Genomic DNA, 17074 nt, shown 5'->3' on the forward strand with positions numbered 1-17074 from the left:
AGTCCAAAGATCATGTATGAGGAGGCAAGGGAATGGATTTATTAAATCTTGTTTTATGGGGGTTCTACCATATATTGTTCTCACGATTTTTATCGGGGGACACATATACCGCTATCAAAAGGATCAGTTTGGATGGACGACGAAATCCAGCGAATTTTTGGATAAGAAAAGTTTGAAAATCGGTTCTCATATGTTCCATTGGGGAATTATTTTCGTTTTTCTAGGACATGTTTTAGGGATTATCGTCCCTGCTGGTTTCTATGATTCAATAGGAGTTTCTGAACAAATGTATCATGTTGTTGCTCTCATTTTTGGAATACCTGCGGGATTGATCGCTTTAGTTGGACTCGTCTTACTTTGCTGGAGAAGGATAAACATGAAACGAATTAAAAAGACAACATCAACAAGTGATTGGGTGACACTTATTGTTTTGCTTGTTGTTATGGGGACTGGTTTAATCGCAACCTTTTTCAATGTTGATTCAAGTGGGTTTGACTATCGAACGACTATCGCCCCTTGGCTTAGAGGACTTTTCATCTTTAATGTCAATCCAGAATTGATGGTAGAAGTGCCGGTATGGTTCAAAATTCACGTTCTATCTTCTTTTTCTTTATATGTCGTCTGGCCATTCACGCGTCTTGTCCATGCGTTCAGTCTACCATTTATGTATTTTCGTAGAAGTTATGTCGTATACCGTAAGCTGGATAAAAGTCATCCTTGATAGAAATATGACGTTGAGACTCAGCAAATAGCGATTTATATTTTTCCATTTCCTTTTTTAAGGAAAGGTTAAGGAGGTTAATGTAAGAATGAAACAGTCTAACATTGAAGATAAACAACCTGAAATACTAAAGAAAGAGTATCGTCTTAAAGGAAGTCCGAATAGGGGCTTGCTTATGGCAACATTTGGATTTTTCATCGGATTTTCCGCGGTATCTTTGTTTGGAACAGTTGCTTCAGAGTTTAATAAGTTTTTAGGATTATCCGGTATCATGCTAGGATTCTTAGTGGGATTGCCGCAACTGCTCGGATCATTACTCCGCATACCTTTTGGTGCATGGGTTGATAAGGTCGGTGGAAAAAAACCAATGCTTATTTTACTTGGCATCTCAATTGTCGGGATGGTCGGATTAACGTCTATTCTTTACACGGGAGAATTAACAATGGGGAAATTCCCGTGGGTTTTATTGTTTGGCTTGCTTGGAGGTGCAGGTGTTGCGACGTTTTCTGTCGGAGTACCGCAAACGAATTATTGGTTTCCGACGAATAAACATGGGTTTTCATCTGGTGTTTACGGTGGTTTAGGTAATTTAGCTCCAGGGATTTTTAGTTTGATTTTGCCTACAATACTTGCCTTATATGGACTGGCAAATACTTATTTGATATGGCTCCTTTTTCTGATTGCTGGAACGATTATTTATGCCGTCTACGCTAAAGATGCTTATTCCATTCAAATCACGAATCAAGGGGTCAATGAAAGGGAAGCGAAGCGGGTAGCAAAAAAACTCGGACAGGAAGTGTTTCCTTCGGGTAATGCCGTTGATGCTTTGAAAAAATCAGCTAAAAACCCGCGTACATGGGCTTTGATTGCACTCTATTTCACTTCATTCGGAGGGTTTTTGGCTCTAACAACTTGGTTGCCAACTTATTGGACAGAGTTTCACGGACAGAGTGTTCGGATGGCAGGTGTTCTGATGGCCATCGGTTTCTCGATATTTGCTTCACTTATACGAGTATATGGTGGGAAGGCAAGTGATGATCATGGCGGGGAAAAGGTAGCCATAATCAGTTTTGCAGTTGCACTCCTTGGTGCATTAATGTTCGTAGTAACATCTACCTTTTGGATCGCTTTGCTGGCGGAGGTTATTCTTGCTGCAGGTATGGGGATTGCTAATGCTGCTATATTCAAACTGGTGCCAACCTATGTCAGCGACGCACCAGGCGGAGCCAGCGGCTGGGTTGGTGGCCTGGGAGCCTTTGGGGGATTTGTAATTCCACCGGTTATGGGATTGTTTATTGATATTTTTGGCGTATCTGGTTATCAGTATGGTTTTTTAGTTTTTGCAGCCTTGGCTCTTCTCTCGATAATCATATCCTACAATTTAATGAAAAATAATCCAGTGAAACAATAACAATAGGATTACGCTTATATTTTAACCAATGGAAGGAACCTAGCACAATGAGGTGAGAAAATGGCTAAAGCACAATATAACATGAAATTAATTAATATTTTAAAAGATATATTACATCGTTTACATGATACGGGTCCGTCAGAATCTATTCAAGAAGAGTTTGACCGACATTTTAAAGATGTGAATGCTGTTGAAATATTGTTGATTGTGCAGGAATTAAAAAGTGGAGACTATGGTATTACATCTCAGAATGTTAAGGAGTTATTCCGTGTTTATGCTCAATTGTACGGCCATTCAATGAATGAATGGAATATTCCTGAAACGCAACATCCAGGTCACCCAGTCCAAATTTTCGCAAATGAAAATAAAGCATTTTTGGAAATTTTTACTGAAATGAATAGTCTTTTAGAATTATTGGAAAAAAACCAACACCAATTGCAAGAAGATACGTTAGAAAGACTCAAGGAGCTTATGTCTTCATTAGGACAGTTCTATAACCACTATAATCGTAAAGAGAAGCTATTTTTCTCAATTTTGGAGCGATATAGGCATTATACGCCATCCAGAATCATGTGGAGGGATGATGATCGAATCCGTAACCTATATAAGGGAACCAAAAAAATGATGGAACGTATACCTGATATAGAATTTAAATACTTGAAGAAAACGTATCATTTATTTGAACGTCAATTTAAGGAAATGATTTTTGAGGAAGAATCATTTTTATTACCAATGCTTGCGTTAACCTTTCAAGAAGATGATTGGCTGGCTATCGCAAAGGAAAGTGACGCATATGGCTATTGTTTTGGTGAGCCGGAAGAAAAATGGGTGTCTCAACGAACGTCATTTATCGATGAGGAAGATGAAACGGATACAATAAATCATGCGAAAGATGCTGATATTCCAAGCCTTCCCTTTGGAGGTGGCTACTTAACAACACATGAAGCCAACCATATTCTTAACCATTTGCCACTAGAAATAACATTTGTGGATAAAAACGGTTTATTTAAATACTTTAATGAAAGAATCGATTCATCTGAGATGATGCTTGTACGGACACCAAGCTCAATTGGCCGTTTCGTAGCCAATTGTCATCCACCTAATAGTTTAGAGAAGGTTATGAACTTAATTCATGATCTGCAGTCAAAGAAACGCTCTTCTGAAAGTATGTGGTTTAAGAAAGGGGGGCGTTATGTTTATATCACGTATAAAGGTGTATTTGATGAGAATGGAGAGTACTTAGGAATTTTGGAGTACGTTCAAGATATTCAGCCTTTCTTAGATCTAACACGTGAAGTGAAAAAAGAACTTAGTCAACTAGATGAATCGTTTTAAGAGGAGGAAGTCCAGATTTAGTCTTGTTGACAATAATGAAAGGGAGGCGAAACAGCATATCTATTGGTATGCTGTTTCGCCTCCCTTTATATTTGGAATCTTTGAATGTGAGTCAATACCGAACCGGGGCTCACCCGAAACCCCTTTAGTAAATTACTAACCCCATTCATTTATTCATTTGTACAAGCATAAATTAGAATAATAGATAAGGACAAGCAGGGGACGGGATAAAGATGGGGTATGTATTTTTATTTTTAATCGGCTTTGGGATGGCTGTTTCCGGGGGAGTCACCATCATAGCATACATGAATTTACTACCAGCGGGATTAACATGGACGGATTATTTTATTTTTATAGGAGGCAGAATAGAATGTTACTTTCTGCTGATTGGATTTTTGATCATGGCGTTCGTCATTTATCGTATGCCAAACAACCTTTAATCTCATTTCATTCGAATATTTTTTTAAAATAATGGTCATAATGTATGTTAAGTTACGTTAAAAAGTGAGGGTTGTTTATGTTATATTTGCATGATGTTTGGGTGAATTGGTTTGAAGGAGAAGAAAACGGGTATAGCGTCTGTTACTTTCATGAATGGCGCAAAGATGACAAGATTGAATTATTAGATCAGGTTCCATTATTGTACATAACAGATGACTTATACAATTATATTGAAAATGACATGAATGAGCTACCTATAGTACTGCTTGATACGATTTATAAACGTGCTTATTCCCGCAAGGGTCAGGATCGAACCGTACTTGAATATGCTTGTATCATCACAGATGGCAAAGAAATACTGGCTCTTGATACCATTGGCTATCAAATTCCTATTCGTAAAAGCCGTTTAATACCAAGACAGGAGCAACTTGTATTCGATATGATTGAAAATAAAAAAGCCCAATCCTTTAAATTCGATGGTACCTCTTATGAGAAAGAGTACCACATGTTATCAATGCCACCTGAACTAGTTTTTGGCTTAACGAGAAGGGAACGTCAATTGAAGCAGCTGCTTATGATAGGGTTGGATCAGTTACGAACGACCAACAATTTAAAAGAGTTGCGGTATTGGCTTACCGAATGGGATCCAAAAAACTATCCATTTATCCGATTCATGAATGAAGATAAAGTATGGGACGCCCTTTATAATGGGGTGAAGCAAGGATGGAGCATGGCACATGAAGAATTATGTGCAAAATTAATCAAGGGGCAGCCTTTCCTTGAAAAAATGTTTGAAGCGGAAAATAATCAAGAGCAAAATACGTCGAAGCAAAAGTAAATCATTCAGTGAGACGGGGGATTCTCGCTCACTGAATGATTTTTTCTAACGTTTTTTCTTTTTGACCCTTCCTAATCCCATCGCTTTTTTTGCCTTGGCAACTGTTTTATTCGCCGTAAAAGCAGCTTTGTCTGCTCCCTGATCCAATATCTCATCTAATTTTTCCGAGTCGATTAATGCGTAATACCGGTCCTGAATGGGTTTTAGAACTTGAACAACTGCATTTGCGGTATCTTGCTTGAACACTCCATATCCTTTATCTTTATACGTGGATTCAAGGGATGCTATAGATTCTCCTGAACAGCTTGAATAAATGGTTAATAAGTTTGCTACACCTGGTTTATTTTCCTTATCAAATGCAACAATTCCATCTGAATCCGTAACAGCACTTTTAATTTTCTTCTCAATCCTTTTCGGTTCATCAAGCATGGAGATGAACCCTTTTTCATTGTCATCTGACTTGCTCATTTTCTTGGTAGGGTCCTGGAGCGACATAATACGTGCGCCGACTTCGGGAATGCTGATTTCAGGTATGGTAAAAATATCATTGAATTTATGATTAAAACGCTGTGCAAGATTTCTGGTAAGTTCTAAATGCTGTTTCTGATCCTCACCAACAGGGACTATATTTGTATTGTACAAAAGAATGTCTGCTGCCATTAGGGAAGGATAAGTTAACAATGCTGATGACACTGCTTCATTACCTGTCGATTTATCTTTAAATTGGGTCATTCGTTCCAATTCTCCAATATAGCTTATCGATTGCAGCATCCATCCTAGTTGTGTGTGTGCAGATACTTCTGATTGGATAAATAACGTAGCTTTTTCCGGGTCTAATCCAGATGCAAGGTACAGTGCTGCTAGTGAGCGAATATTATTTCTTAATTTCAATCGATCTTGTGGTACTGTAATAGCATGTTCATCGACAATGCAATAATAACATTGGTAATCATTCTGTAATTGGACAAATTGCTGCATAGCCCCTAAGTAATTTCCAATTGTCAATGTGCCGCTTGGCTGGATACCTGAAAAGATGGTTTTCATTTTACTTCACTCCGATTCTTTATTCTACATAAAAAAAGCCCATTTATCCCTCAAACAGGGACGAATGAACCGCGGTGCCACCCTTATTATCTTCACATTCTTTGTAAAGACCACTTTAAGTTACATCAGTTCCAAAGTCCAATTCCAAATTACCCTTGATACTTGTTTCCACCAACCACAAGTTCTCTAAAAACCAATAAGTAATTGTACTACGCCTTTTTCATCACTTTATATTCCATTTTTTTATTATTATATATAGCATTGTTGTCAAATGCAAGTAACTAGCAAAAAAGTCTTTTCCGTACTCCTCTTTATCCTTCTAAAAACTAAAAAATTCGACTTAATCCTCCATTTGTTGTTCAAATCTGACTTCATTTCGTATATACTAGGTTTAAAATACGTATTGGAGATTGAATGTGATGGAGAGAAAACGGCTTACGGCTTTTACATTTATAAGTATACTTCTCCTGGGGATAATGCTACCTATAAGTAGTAGTGGAGAAGAAGTACAAACAGCAAGTGCACATAAGGAAAGACAAACCAATATTAAATCGATTGATACAAGTGAAAGAATACAGCGTTTTACATATGATTCAGGCTATGATTTTGAATATCCTGATGCGGTGAGGGGTATCTATGTTACTGGAAATTCGGCAGGTGGCAGTCGCTTTGAGAGCCTCTTGGATTTAATTGACACAACAGATCTAAATACAATGGTAATTGATATCAAAGAAGATAATGGTAATTTAACGATGATACCCGAAGAGGGATCCCCGTATGAAGATATGGCGAAAAATTATATAGATGACCCTGATGAGATGATGCGGGTCTTAGAAGAGAAGGGCATCTATCCAATCGCGAGAGTTGTTGTTTTTAAGGATAGTGTGCTATCTAAGGAGCGCCCTGATCTGTCCTTTCAACAAAACGGAGAAGTATGGGTGAATAATAAAGGGGAAGCATTTTTAAATCCGTTTGAACAAGAAGTATGGGAATACAATGTTGAAATTGCGAAGATGGCTGCAGAAATGGGCTTTCAGGAGATCCAGTTCGATTATGTACGTTTTCCTGAAGGTTTTGAAAACCGGGATTCTGAGCTGGAATACACACTTGGGGATTACGAAAACTCCGAACTTGATGACGTGAAAAAACGTGTAGAGGCTGTAACGGACTTCGTAGCGTTTGCTCGAGAAGAATTGGCGTATTATGATGTTGACGTTGCTGCAGATATATTCGGTTACGCAGCTACGATTGAAGAAACACCAGGTATCGGCCAAAACTTTTCTAAGATATCGGAAAATGTCGATATCATTTCATCGATGATCTATCCCAGTCATTGGAGTCCCTATTTTGGTATAGAAAAGCCCGATACAGAACCATATAAGCTTGTTAACGAATATGCTCAAGTGGAAAATGAGGTGTTGGATGCCTTGGAAGAGACTCCAGTTTCAAGACCGTGGTTACAGGATTTTGAAGCACCTTGGTTATATAGTGGAGCAACCAAACAATATGGAAAAGAGGAAGTTGAGGCGCAAATCAAAGCATTGTATGAAAATGGGATTGATGAATTCCTGTTATGGAATTCCGGGAATACGTATACTGAAAATGTAGACTATATGATCGGAAAATAAGTTACAAAGCGAATCTCGTTACAAGATGAAGATTCGCTTTATTCTCGTAGACAGAGAAATATAAAGGAAATGTCATGTTTCCTAATAGGTAATCTTTCAGTTGGGAATGCTAAAATTAGTACTTATTTCATGCAGATTTAACAAAGGATCGTTTTTTCGTTATACTAAAAAAATCAATAAAAAATAAGGAGTTATGTTATGAATTGGTATGATAAGTTAAGTAAGTATTTCCCCGTAGAAGAGATGAAATCAAAAGCGCATATGGAAATGCTCTTAGATGAAAAGGGGGATGTTTACCATAAGGATGAAAGTTCCTTACATGTCTTAATGTTTGCGGAATTTGACTCATTCGTTTTTATTGACTATGTATGGGTTTCACCAGATGCAAGAGGGCAGGGAACAGGACATAAGTTAATGGAAAAACTAAAAAATAAAAACAAACCAATTATTTTGGAAGTGGAGCCAGTAGATTATGATGATTCAGATTCAGAGAAACGACTTCACTTTTACCACAGAGAAGGCTTCGCTCACGCGCAAAAGATTGATTACAATCGTCGTTCCCTGGCTACAAATGAGGATACCGCAATGGAAATCTTGTATTGGTCTCCAACGGATGATTCCGAAGAAGTGATTTTTCAAAAGATGAAAAAGATGTACGAGGATATTCATACGTATAAAGATAAAGAAATATATGGCAAGTCCTATCAATCGGTCGATGAAGTTCTAACGTATGAGAAAGACCGAGATTCCAAGGATATATTAGAAGGCATACATACAACAGAAAAATCCTAAAAAGTCCTTTTACGGAAATTCCCGTACACTAAGTTGTTGTATTTGTTTTGCTTGATTTTAAAAATATTTTCACGTGGCAGGTTTAATTGAAAATGATATAGGGTATGTTACTACTACATTGATAAATGTAAACAATTCATGAACATTTGAAAAAACCTTGATTTTTCTTGGAAATCCTCTACCTTTTAATTGACAAATGTAGTATAATTTACATATAGGGTTAATTAAACTTATTTTAATCTAATAAGTAGCTCAATGTTTATGAAAATACCCATTTTAGAATGAGGAGTGAAGTTTCATGGTAACACTTTATACCTCACCAAGTTGTACATCTTGCAGGAAGGCAAAAGCGTGGCTTGAGGAGCACAATATCCCATTTAGAGAAAGGAATATTTTTTCCGAACCATTAACGTTGGATGAAATAAAGGAAATATTACGGATGACGGAAGATGGAACTGATGAGATTATCTCGACTCGCTCAAAGGTTTTTCAAAAATTGGATGTTGATATTGATCAATTACCATTAAAAGATTTATTTAATTTAATCCAACAAAACCCAGGCTTATTGAGAAGACCAATAATTTTGGATGAAAAACGATTGCAAGTTGGATATAACGAAGATGAGATTCGACGGTTTTTACCAAGAACAGTACGTACTTTTCAACTACGTGAGGCGCAGCGAATGGTCAACTAATTCGTTCACAACTTTTAGGAAATACGAAATACAAATAAAAACGCAGATCCCTTTTTACTGGTCTGTGTTTTTGTTATATTAGGGTCAGGTGTCCCTTTAAATATTATGGGTGACAAATGTTTAGGAATGCTTTAAAATATGATATTAACCATTCATATAACAATTTATAAATTTGTAGGCATATTAATTTCCAAGAAGAATGAAGCTATCATACAATGGCAGTAGAAATATAAATATGAATGGTTAGAAATGTACGTTAACGGGAAATGGAATGGTAAATGATTTCACTATATATAAAGGTGAAGTGGTCTCTTCCACTTAACTATTTATAGAAGGGAGAGAAACAAAATGGAAATAGAAAGAATCAATGAAAATACGGTAAAGTTTTATATTTCTTATTATGACCTTGAAGATCGTGGGTTTGAGCGTGAGGAAATCTGGTATAATCGGGAGCGAAGCGAGCAATTGTTTTGGCAAATGATGGATGAAGTGAACTATAAAGAGGACTTTACGGTAGAAGGTCCGTTGTGGATTCAGGTTCAGGCAATGGATAAAGGATTGGAATTCGTTGTTACCAAAGCACAAGTCTCCAAAGATGGGGAGAATATTGAATTACCGACAGAAGATGGTGAAACAGTAGACGTACCTGTTGATAAGAAAATAGAAAATATGCTGGAAGATAAATATGGAAAAAGTCATGACCAAAGTGAGGAATTGGAAGAAGACAACCTATCAATTATTGTAAGGTTCCATGATTTCGAGGACGTCATTCAATTAAGTCATTACTTTGCAGCTTTCACAGGAAGTGCCCAAGATTCCCTGTATCACTATGATGAAAGCTATTACTTGTATATGGAGTTTTCTCATGAATTACTGGATGACGACGTACAAGAAGATTTCATTAGCCAAGTATTAGAATTTGCAGACGATACAGACGTGACCATTCACTTATTAGATGAATATGGGAAAAAGATATTTGAAACGGACACCTTTGCCCAAGTCAGATCTTATTTTCCAGTTGAAGTCTAGACACTCGAAAAAGGGTGTCTTTTTTTATGGTTCTACAATATATGTTGGGGTGTGAATCATTTTCTGAATAATATAAAGCACGCGAGCTCCTTATTTGTTAAACTGAAGTTAGCGAAAAAACAGATACAAAAGGAGTGCGTGCAATTGAATTCTAACATTCATTTACCAGGATTTGAAGCCTTTACGATCCAAAAGTCAGAAGAAGTTGACGGCATCTATTATCTTCATGTTGATAGGGAAGTAAAAAACCATCGTTGTCCGGCTTGTGGTGCTTATACATCAAATGTCCATGATTACCGGGTACAAAAGATTCAACATACCCGTATATTTGGCAGACAGGTTTATGTTTTCTATCGTAAGCGACGCTATGTTTGCCGATCCGGTTGCGGGAAGCGTTTTTATGAGGATAACCCCTTAGTGGAGCGTTATCAGCGACAGTCCATGGAGATGAAACAGGCCGTAGCGATGGAGCTTATTCACGGAAAAAGTTTCAGGGATGTTGCTCATCGATTTGATACATCCCCAACCACCGTTATTCGACGGTTCGATTATATTACGGCCCCGCTGTTGGATGAAACACAAACATTACCGGATGTGATTGCCATTGATGAATACAAAGGGGATGCCGGTGGAGAAACATATCAGACGATTATTGCCGATCCCGTAAATAGAAAACCGTTGGAAATACTGGCAGACCGTAGGAAAGAAACGGTAAAGAATTATTTACGGAAACATGGTGAACGCGTAAAGATGGTCGTGATGGATATGAGCCATTCGTTTAAGGCCGCTGTTGATCAAGCTTTGGGGCATCCTATTATCATCGCGGATCGCTTCCATTTTTGTCGGTATATCTATTGGGCTTTAGAAAGGGTCAGAAGACAGGAACAAAATGCTTTTGATGATTATGATCGCAAAAAATGTAAACGGATGAAACATGTATTTTATAAACAGCCGGAGACATTAACAGACAAACAAGCCTGGTATCTGGAACGATACTTACAAAAATCCGCCTATTTGAAACGGGCTTACCAACTTAAAGAGGCTTATCGATTATGGTTTGAGACAGCTAAAGAGAATGGCTCGAAACACTTGGGTGCAACGAAAGCGCATCTTTATGAATTCTATGACCTAGTTCGAGAATCGGGTGTTACGGAATTTGAACAGGCTATCGGGACCCTGCAGAATTGGCAGAAGGAAATTATGAATACGTTTGGTTTTGAACTGCATAACGGCTATATTGAGGGGATTAATAACCAAACCAAGGTTCTTAAGCGTAATGCATTTGGCTTTAAACGATTTGATCGCTTTCGGGCGAAGGTATTACTGCATCATCAATATAAAAAGCTGGATATTCGGGTGGCATAATAATAAGGAGTGAGCATACGCTCACCCCAACATTTGACAGAGAACCTTTTTTATTATTTTGCAGGAATTTATCCATCTCTGTCGAATTGGTATATATAGGAGGTGGTTTTATTCCATGTTACAGGCTCTAACAGAAAAGGGCAATGTGATTATGCTGTACACGCTGCCAAAAATAGAGATTGAAAAATTAAAACGCCAGTCGTTTTTTTGCCCTGCATGTAAGCAACCAGTAATTATCAAAGCAGGATTAAAAGTAATCCCTCATTTTGCACACCGTTCCACAACAAATTGCTCCACACACGAAGGAGGGGAGGGGGCTTACCATGAAAAGGGGAAATTACTACTGTATAAATGGTTAATCCATCAACAATTGGATGTTCAGCTTGAGACATTCATCCCGGAAATTAACCAGCGGCCAGATTTGTTGCTGTTGATAAATAGGAAAAGAATTGCTATTGAGTATCAATGTGCAAGAGTACAACCTGAGCAGATAAGACAGCGGAACGTGGGATATGCGCATGCCGGGATAACACCAATATGGATCCTGGGGGAAAATTTACTCCAAAGACAAACGAAACATCATCTGAAAATTGATCAGTATTCCCAACAGTTTATCCATCAATTTTCTTCTGATACCCCATTAATTTTATTTTACTTTTGTCCGCACACCCTTCAATTTATAACATTTCAGGATATTTTTTTTACACAAGCAAGACAGGCTATCGGTAAACTGAACGTTATACCATTAAAGCAAATGAATTTCACGCATATATTTATGGAAAAGCCATTTACACAAATGGAGCTTTATCAATTATGGAAAAAGGAAAAGTACAAATTCCGTTTAAAACCAGGAAGTCATTTATATGGGAAAGAATTAGCTTGGCGTCAATGGTTATATTTAAAAGGAACCCATATCGAATATTTACCGTCTATTATATTGTTGCCAATACCTGCTCAATACCGGATGAAGACTTCTTCATGGGACTGGCAGAGTCGGATAGCCATTGATCTATTAGCCCCGTTACCCATAGGAAGTGCTATTTCCACTACATTAGCGAAGCATTTTTTACAGCAACAACTTCTCAGTAAACAATATTTTCCCTTAATTTATTCTACTGAAAATCCTGTTATGCAATATCTACAGCTTTTAGCCCGCTTAAATATCGTGAGACAGAAAACAACCCATTCATTTACAAAAATCAATCCCATTAAATTTCATAAAAATATAGAAGAAGCTTTAAAGGCGGATAAAGCAATAATGGATTTTTTAATTGCAAAGGCTTCAAACAAAATCCAAGCATGATTTATGCATAATTCGTTATACTACTAATATGATCTTTGTTAAAGCGTTGTTCAAAAAGGAGGAAATATGTTGGCTAAAACGTCAAAAGAATTACCAAAACGCAGTGAATTACCTAAAGAAATGACATGGGACTTGGAAGCAATTTTTGCGACAGATGAAGAGTGGGAAGAAGAGTTAATGAAACTGAAAGCGGATATTCCTGAAATCGAGAGCTATCAAGGCAAGCTTTCTGAATCCGCTCAAAACTTGTATGACCTGTTTCAGTTGCAGGATAAGCTCTCGATGAGGCTTGGGAAGCTGTTTACATATGCGCATATGCGTTATGATCAGGATACAACAAATTCATTTTACCAAGCGTTGAACACGAAAGCTGAAAACCTACTTACGATAGCTTCTAGTTCCATGAGTTTTATTGTACCAGAAATTCTGGAAATGGATGAGGCTACCATAAAAGGGTTCCTTGAGGAAAAGAAAGAATTACAAGCATATCAAAAAACATTGGATGAAATTAATCGTCAGCGCCCCCATGTATTAAGTAAGCGTGAGGAGGCTTTACTGGCTGAGGCGTCTGAACCGATGTCAAATGCTTCGCAAACGTTCAGTATGCTCAATAATGCAGATCTAACCTTCCCTTCCATTACAAATGATGATGGGGAAGAGGTCGACTTGACACAGGGCAGGTTTATTGGATTTTTGGAATCACAAAATCGTGATGTTCGTAAGGAAGCTTTCAAAGCGATGTATGATACGTATGGAGCGTTTATTAATACATTTGCATCCACACTGATTGGAAATGTGAAGACCAATAATTTTAATGCGAAAATCCGAAACTATACATCAGCTAGGGAAGCAGCGCTTGATGATAATCATATTCCGGAACAAGTGTATGATAATCTGGTTGAAGCAGTTAATGAAAAACTGCCATTACTTCATCGTTATGCGGCATTGCGAAAAAAGGTATTAGAGCTAGATGAGTTGCATATGTATGACATGTATACACCACTTGTTAAAGATGTTGACATGAAAATACCTTATGAAAAGGCGCAACAGTATGTGCTTGAAGGTTTATCTCCACTTGGAGATGAATATATAGATATTTTGAAAGAGGGCTATGAGAATCGCTGGATTGATGTGGAGGAGAATAAAGGAAAGCGCAGTGGTGCCTATTCCTCGGGAGCATATGGCACAAATCCGTATATCCTGTTGAACTGGCAAGATAGTCTGAATGATACGTTCACACTTGCACATGAGCTTGGACATTCCGTGCACAGTTACTATTCCAGAAAAACACAGGACTTCCGCTATGGGAATTACTCAATTTTCGTAGCAGAGGTGGCATCAACAACGAATGAGGCCTTGCTGAATGATTATATGCTTAAAAATCTTGATGATGAGAAACAAAAGCTGTATTTGCTCAATCATTATCTGGAGGGCTTTCGTGGTACCGTATTCCGTCAAACCATGTTCGCTGAATTTGAACATGATATTCATAAACGACTGCAGGAAGGCGAAGCATTAACTGCGGAAAAACTAACGGAAATTTATTACGACCTAAATAAGAAATACTTTGGCGATGATGTTGTCTCAGATGAAGAAATTGGATTGGAATGGGCAAGAATCCCCCATTTTTATATGAATTATTATGTATATCAATATGCAACAGGGTATTCAGCTGCGACTTCCCTTGCCAATCAAATATTGGAAGACAAAGATGGTAAAGATGGTGCAGTAGAACGTTATATCAATTTCTTGAAGGCGGGAAGCAGTGAATATCCAATTGATATACTAAAGAAGGCCGGTGTGGATATGACATCCAAACAGCCCATTTTAGATGCCATGGATGTTTTTGAGGAAAAATTAAATGAATTGGAAGCATTATTGCTAAAATGAGCAGAAAACGAGACTGGAACAAAACAAACATGTTTAACTAAACGGACATTTCCCAAATTAGTGTAGGAAATATACGTAGATTCCATTGGGAGAAAAGGCATAGGTGGAACCTCTTGAAGACGGCAGCAATCTTTTTTACGAAGAGTGCTGCTCTTCAAATCACTTGCAACACGACGAGCATAATGGAGTCCCCTAGCCGTCCTAAGGTGTGCGACGTATATTTTTAGGAGTGGTATATATTCGGGATTTGATTTGTTCAACACCCTGTTGTCCCAGTCCCTCCTTTTAGTTAGTTGGTATAAATAGAGCTTAACCTCTAACTCTAGTAAACCCTGGGTGCTTTTTAACCTTTTGTCCATGGTACATACGCCTGTGGGCGAATGAATAAATGGTCATAAAAAGGCTTAAAAATAATAAAGGCAAGGTGATATACAACGGAATAATTTTCATGAGTCCAAGTATATTTAGGATGAGAGCAAATACGCTCAGTAATAGGAAAAAAAGGGGAAGAAGACGTTGCATTTTATTCAACTCCTGTCAATGTCATCGTTGCTTGTTACATTGTATGTGTCTTTTTTTGGAATAGAAGTGACATTTCTGTGAAACCATGCACAAACTTATTGCTTCTAATTCATTTTACTGGTATATTTAATTTGTAAGATAAACACAAACAAAACCCCTTTGTTTGATCATGAAACTTTCTCCCATCCCCCTTTGTATCTTACAAAGAGAGAGAATGAAAGGATACACGCTGCCCCGTGTATCCTTTATTTTTTTCTGTCATAGCAGAACAAAAGCGAAAAGCGCCTGGTTAAAAACGTAGAGACCCCCGCGTTGCAACTGAGATTAGATGAACGTGACTTGTCGCCAATGAATGGCGAAAGTCTACGTGAATCTTATGCTTGGAAAGCGAAAAGGAATCATGCCCCTGCATCAGGGGAGCCGTGAGTTGGCCGGCAAGGCCGTTCTTAGTCGGCCTTCCTTTGTCAAGTGAACCGATGATGACTTTCGCCACAGGCATAAGTGCGACTATGGCTCTGCCTGCGCCTGTCGGCTTGTCAGTCCCAAGTCTTCTTTATCGTAGGGAGCTCTCGTGTTATCTCCTCGTTTTTGGCGCTTGTAGCTGGACGTAGCCATTAATCAATAATAAGTTATGCCCAGGCAAATAATTTTATAATTTCTAGGCAACAAAAAAGTAAGCCTTTAGATGAAGGCTTACCATTTAATAGATATATTTCCAGAAAGACCCATATTTAACGGGGATCCTTTCTACTTTTTGTACCAACTGCAATTTTTTCATTTCTTTTTCTGCTTTTGCCTGTGTCCAATCATAGACAACTGCAATTTCTTTATTGCCAACAATACCATAAAAGGAAAGAAAATCTTCCAATGGTGGCTTTTCAGAAGGAATAGGCTCTTTTTGCAACATTTCTGCCAACACAAGTACATAAATATCATATGGATAAAGGCCGGATATCTTAATACCTTCTTGCTCAATGCTTTGATTGAAGAACACAATAGTTGGAATATAGTCTACTTCCATTTCCTTTGTTAATTTTAAATCAAGCTGTAGTGCTTTTTTGGCTGATTCTGAATATAAATCTTCTTTAAATTCATTTAAATCCAATTTTGCTTCCCTGGCACATTGGAATAAAACGTCTTCTTCCGAGATATTCTGTTTTTTAAGGAATACATTTTCCTGTACTCTGCGGAGAAAAATTCTCCCGGATTTTTTCCCTTGAAGTTCTGCAGCCTTTATTGCCAATGATGCAACCCATGGAAAAGAAACAGGATTCTCCATCCATAAATCACCATCACAGCTCATTCCGGTTCGTTTTGCCGTTTTTTCCCATATATCTTTTAGCTTTCTAGGTTTATCAAATGGCTCTTTGTTTAGTGTATTTAATTGCCCGCTTATGATCGGGCGAATCGTGAAAAATCGTCCATACTCAATTGACAGTTTTTTTAGGTATGGTTCTAAAGACCAACATTCCGGGCAAAGAGGATCAACAAAGACATAAATCTCAATTGGCTTTTGTACAAAATTAAAAAAGCTGTAATTAGCCGATGTGTGTGTCCGATTTGAGCATCTGAGCCCAGTTTGATTCCAACTCACATCGATTCTCCTTTCTCTTATTCCGGTGTGTTCATCATGTGGTTCGCAGTTAAAGTTAGCTTCTCAAATATGACTGTACGATAGGGTTCTTCTATTTCGACCGCTTGTAATGCCTCTTCCATACATGCAAGCCAAGCGTCTCTTCTTTCCGGTGTTATTGGAAAAGGTAAATGGCGTCTTCGCAGCATTGGGTGACCCCGCTCTTCAGAATAAACCTTAGGCCCTCCGAAAAACTGTGTTAAAAATAATCGCTGCTTTCTTGCAGTTTCGGTTAAATCATCAGGGAAAATAGGGATCAATGATGGATGTTGGGCAACACGGTTATAAAAGTGAGTTACAAGTTTATCGATTTGGTCAAAGCCACCAATAGCTTCGAATAGGTTTCCATGTTCAATCTGTGCCATTACTATTTCTCCTTGATAGTTTGTATATTATATTGTAGCAACAGAGTGATCTGTGAGCAACTT

16 protein-coding genes and 1 other annotated feature are annotated in these 17074 nt (G+C 37.9%); of the genes, 12 read left to right on the plus strand and 4 right to left on the minus strand.

Features of this window, described 5'->3' with window-relative positions:
* Window positions 1-55: 55 nt before the first annotated feature.
* From narI to KFZ56_RS08565, 5 genes are all read left to right on the plus strand, one after another.
* Window positions 56-721, plus strand: a complete 666-nt coding sequence (gene narI / locus KFZ56_RS08545) for a respiratory nitrate reductase subunit gamma (protein ID WP_222643948.1) — start codon at window positions 56-58, stop codon at window positions 719-721.
* 88 nt (window positions 722-809) lie between these two features.
* Window positions 810-2132, plus strand: coding sequence for an MFS transporter (locus tag KFZ56_RS08550; RefSeq protein WP_222641519.1), 1323 nt, complete (start codon window positions 810-812; stop codon window positions 2130-2132).
* 60 nt (window positions 2133-2192) lie between these two features.
* Window positions 2193-3467, plus strand: a complete 1275-nt coding sequence (locus tag KFZ56_RS08555) for a DUF438 domain-containing protein (RefSeq protein WP_222641520.1) — start codon at window positions 2193-2195, stop codon at window positions 3465-3467.
* A gap of 233 nt (window positions 3468-3700) precedes the next feature.
* Window positions 3701-3907, plus strand: coding sequence for a YuzI family membrane protein (locus KFZ56_RS08560; protein WP_222641521.1), 207 nt, complete (start codon window positions 3701-3703; stop codon window positions 3905-3907).
* A 77-nt stretch (window positions 3908-3984) separates the two neighbouring features.
* Window positions 3985-4746, plus strand: a complete 762-nt coding sequence (locus KFZ56_RS08565) for a YjbA family protein (RefSeq protein WP_222641522.1) — start codon at window positions 3985-3987, stop codon at window positions 4744-4746.
* 45 nt (window positions 4747-4791) lie between these two features.
* On the opposite strand, the gene trpS is transcribed toward KFZ56_RS08565, so the two are convergent.
* Window positions 4792-5790, minus strand: coding sequence for a tryptophan--tRNA ligase (gene trpS / locus KFZ56_RS08570; protein ID WP_222641523.1), 999 nt, complete (start codon window positions 5788-5790; stop codon window positions 4792-4794).
* A 53-nt stretch (window positions 5791-5843) separates the two neighbouring features.
* Window positions 5844-6023 (minus strand) — a binding site (T-box leader).
* A 186-nt stretch (window positions 6024-6209) separates the two neighbouring features.
* Between trpS and KFZ56_RS08575 the strand changes: the two genes are divergently transcribed.
* From KFZ56_RS08575 to pepF, 7 genes are all read left to right on the plus strand, one after another.
* Entirely contained in the window at window positions 6210-7418 is a 1209-nt protein-coding gene (locus KFZ56_RS08575; protein WP_222641524.1) for a putative glycoside hydrolase, read from the plus strand.
* A gap of 198 nt (window positions 7419-7616) precedes the next feature.
* Window positions 7617-8210 (plus strand): GNAT family N-acetyltransferase, encoded by a 594-nt coding sequence (locus KFZ56_RS08580; protein ID WP_222641525.1) that lies wholly within the window; start codon window positions 7617-7619, stop codon window positions 8208-8210.
* Between the two features lie 298 nt (window positions 8211-8508).
* Window positions 8509-8904 carry a transcriptional regulator SpxA gene (spxA, locus tag KFZ56_RS08585; RefSeq protein WP_222641527.1) on the plus strand — a complete coding sequence of 132 codons (396 nt, stop codon included), beginning with the start codon at window positions 8509-8511 and terminating at the stop codon, window positions 8902-8904.
* A 348-nt stretch (window positions 8905-9252) separates the two neighbouring features.
* Window positions 9253-9933, plus strand: coding sequence for an adaptor protein MecA (mecA, locus tag KFZ56_RS08590; RefSeq protein ID WP_222641529.1), 681 nt, complete (start codon window positions 9253-9255; stop codon window positions 9931-9933).
* Window positions 9934-10071: 138 nt separating this feature from the next.
* On the plus strand, window positions 10072-11298 hold the full coding sequence (locus tag KFZ56_RS08595; RefSeq protein ID WP_222640277.1) for an ISL3 family transposase: 1227 nt from the start codon (window positions 10072-10074) through the stop codon (window positions 11296-11298).
* 115 nt (window positions 11299-11413) lie between these two features.
* A complete protein-coding gene (locus tag KFZ56_RS08600; RefSeq protein ID WP_222641530.1) occupies window positions 11414-12601 on the plus strand; it encodes a competence protein CoiA in 1188 nt (395 codons plus the stop codon).
* A 69-nt stretch (window positions 12602-12670) separates the two neighbouring features.
* Window positions 12671-14491 (plus strand): oligoendopeptidase F, encoded by a 1821-nt coding sequence (pepF, locus tag KFZ56_RS08605; RefSeq protein ID WP_375540673.1) that lies wholly within the window; start codon window positions 12671-12673, stop codon window positions 14489-14491.
* 309 nt (window positions 14492-14800) lie between these two features.
* Here pepF and KFZ56_RS20200 read toward each other — a convergent pair whose 3' ends face one another.
* The 3 genes from KFZ56_RS20200 to KFZ56_RS08615 all read right to left on the minus strand — a co-directional run bounded on the left by KFZ56_RS20200 (window position 14801) and on the right by KFZ56_RS08615 (window position 17011).
* The gene (locus tag KFZ56_RS20200; RefSeq protein ID WP_255584946.1) at window positions 14801-15013 is read right to left on the minus strand and encodes a hypothetical protein; all 213 of its coding nucleotides are present in this window, start codon (window positions 15011-15013) and stop codon (window positions 14801-14803) included.
* A 700-nt stretch (window positions 15014-15713) separates the two neighbouring features.
* A complete protein-coding gene (locus tag KFZ56_RS08610; protein ID WP_222641532.1) occupies window positions 15714-16607 on the minus strand; it encodes a ClpXP adapter SpxH family protein in 894 nt (297 codons plus the stop codon).
* A 17-nt stretch (window positions 16608-16624) separates the two neighbouring features.
* On the minus strand, window positions 16625-17011 hold the full coding sequence (locus tag KFZ56_RS08615) for a globin domain-containing protein (protein ID WP_222641533.1): 387 nt from the start codon (window positions 17009-17011) through the stop codon (window positions 16625-16627).
* Between the last annotated feature and the right edge of the window lie 63 nt (window positions 17012-17074).

This window comes from Virgibacillus sp. NKC19-3 (assembly GCF_019837165.1).
Classification (GTDB): Bacteria; Bacillota; Bacilli; order Bacillales; family Amphibacillaceae; genus Virgibacillus_L; species Virgibacillus_L saliphilus.

Excerpts from the sequence above, each read along its gene's own strand:
- KFZ56_RS08555 (WP_222641520.1), top strand. The coding sequence starts at position 2,193 with ATGGCTAAAGCACAATATAACATGAAATTAATTAATATTTTAAAAGAT.
- KFZ56_RS08560 (WP_222641521.1), top strand. The coding sequence starts at position 3,701 with ATGGGGTATGTATTTTTATTTTTAATCGGCTTTGGGATGGCTGTTTCC.
- KFZ56_RS08615 (WP_222641533.1), bottom strand. The coding sequence starts at position 17,011 with ATGGCACAGATTGAACATGGAAACCTATTCGAAGCTATTGGTGGCTTT.
- narI (WP_222643948.1), top strand. The coding sequence starts at position 56 with ATGGGGGTTCTACCATATATTGTTCTCACGATTTTTATCGGGGGACAC.
- KFZ56_RS08600 (WP_222641530.1), top strand. The coding sequence starts at position 11,414 with ATGTTACAGGCTCTAACAGAAAAGGGCAATGTGATTATGCTGTACACG.
- KFZ56_RS08565 (WP_222641522.1), top strand. The coding sequence starts at position 3,985 with ATGTTATATTTGCATGATGTTTGGGTGAATTGGTTTGAAGGAGAAGAA.
- spxA (WP_222641527.1), top strand. The coding sequence starts at position 8,509 with ATGGTAACACTTTATACCTCACCAAGTTGTACATCTTGCAGGAAGGCA.
- mecA (WP_222641529.1), top strand. The coding sequence starts at position 9,253 with ATGGAAATAGAAAGAATCAATGAAAATACGGTAAAGTTTTATATTTCT.
- KFZ56_RS08575 (WP_222641524.1), top strand. The coding sequence starts at position 6,210 with ATGGAGAGAAAACGGCTTACGGCTTTTACATTTATAAGTATACTTCTC.
- trpS (WP_222641523.1), bottom strand. The coding sequence starts at position 5,790 with ATGAAAACCATCTTTTCAGGTATCCAGCCAAGCGGCACATTGACAATT.
- KFZ56_RS08550 (WP_222641519.1), top strand. The coding sequence starts at position 810 with ATGAAACAGTCTAACATTGAAGATAAACAACCTGAAATACTAAAGAAA.
- KFZ56_RS08580 (WP_222641525.1), top strand. The coding sequence starts at position 7,617 with ATGAATTGGTATGATAAGTTAAGTAAGTATTTCCCCGTAGAAGAGATG.
- KFZ56_RS20200 (WP_255584946.1), bottom strand. The coding sequence starts at position 15,013 with ATGCAACGTCTTCTTCCCCTTTTTTTCCTATTACTGAGCGTATTTGCT.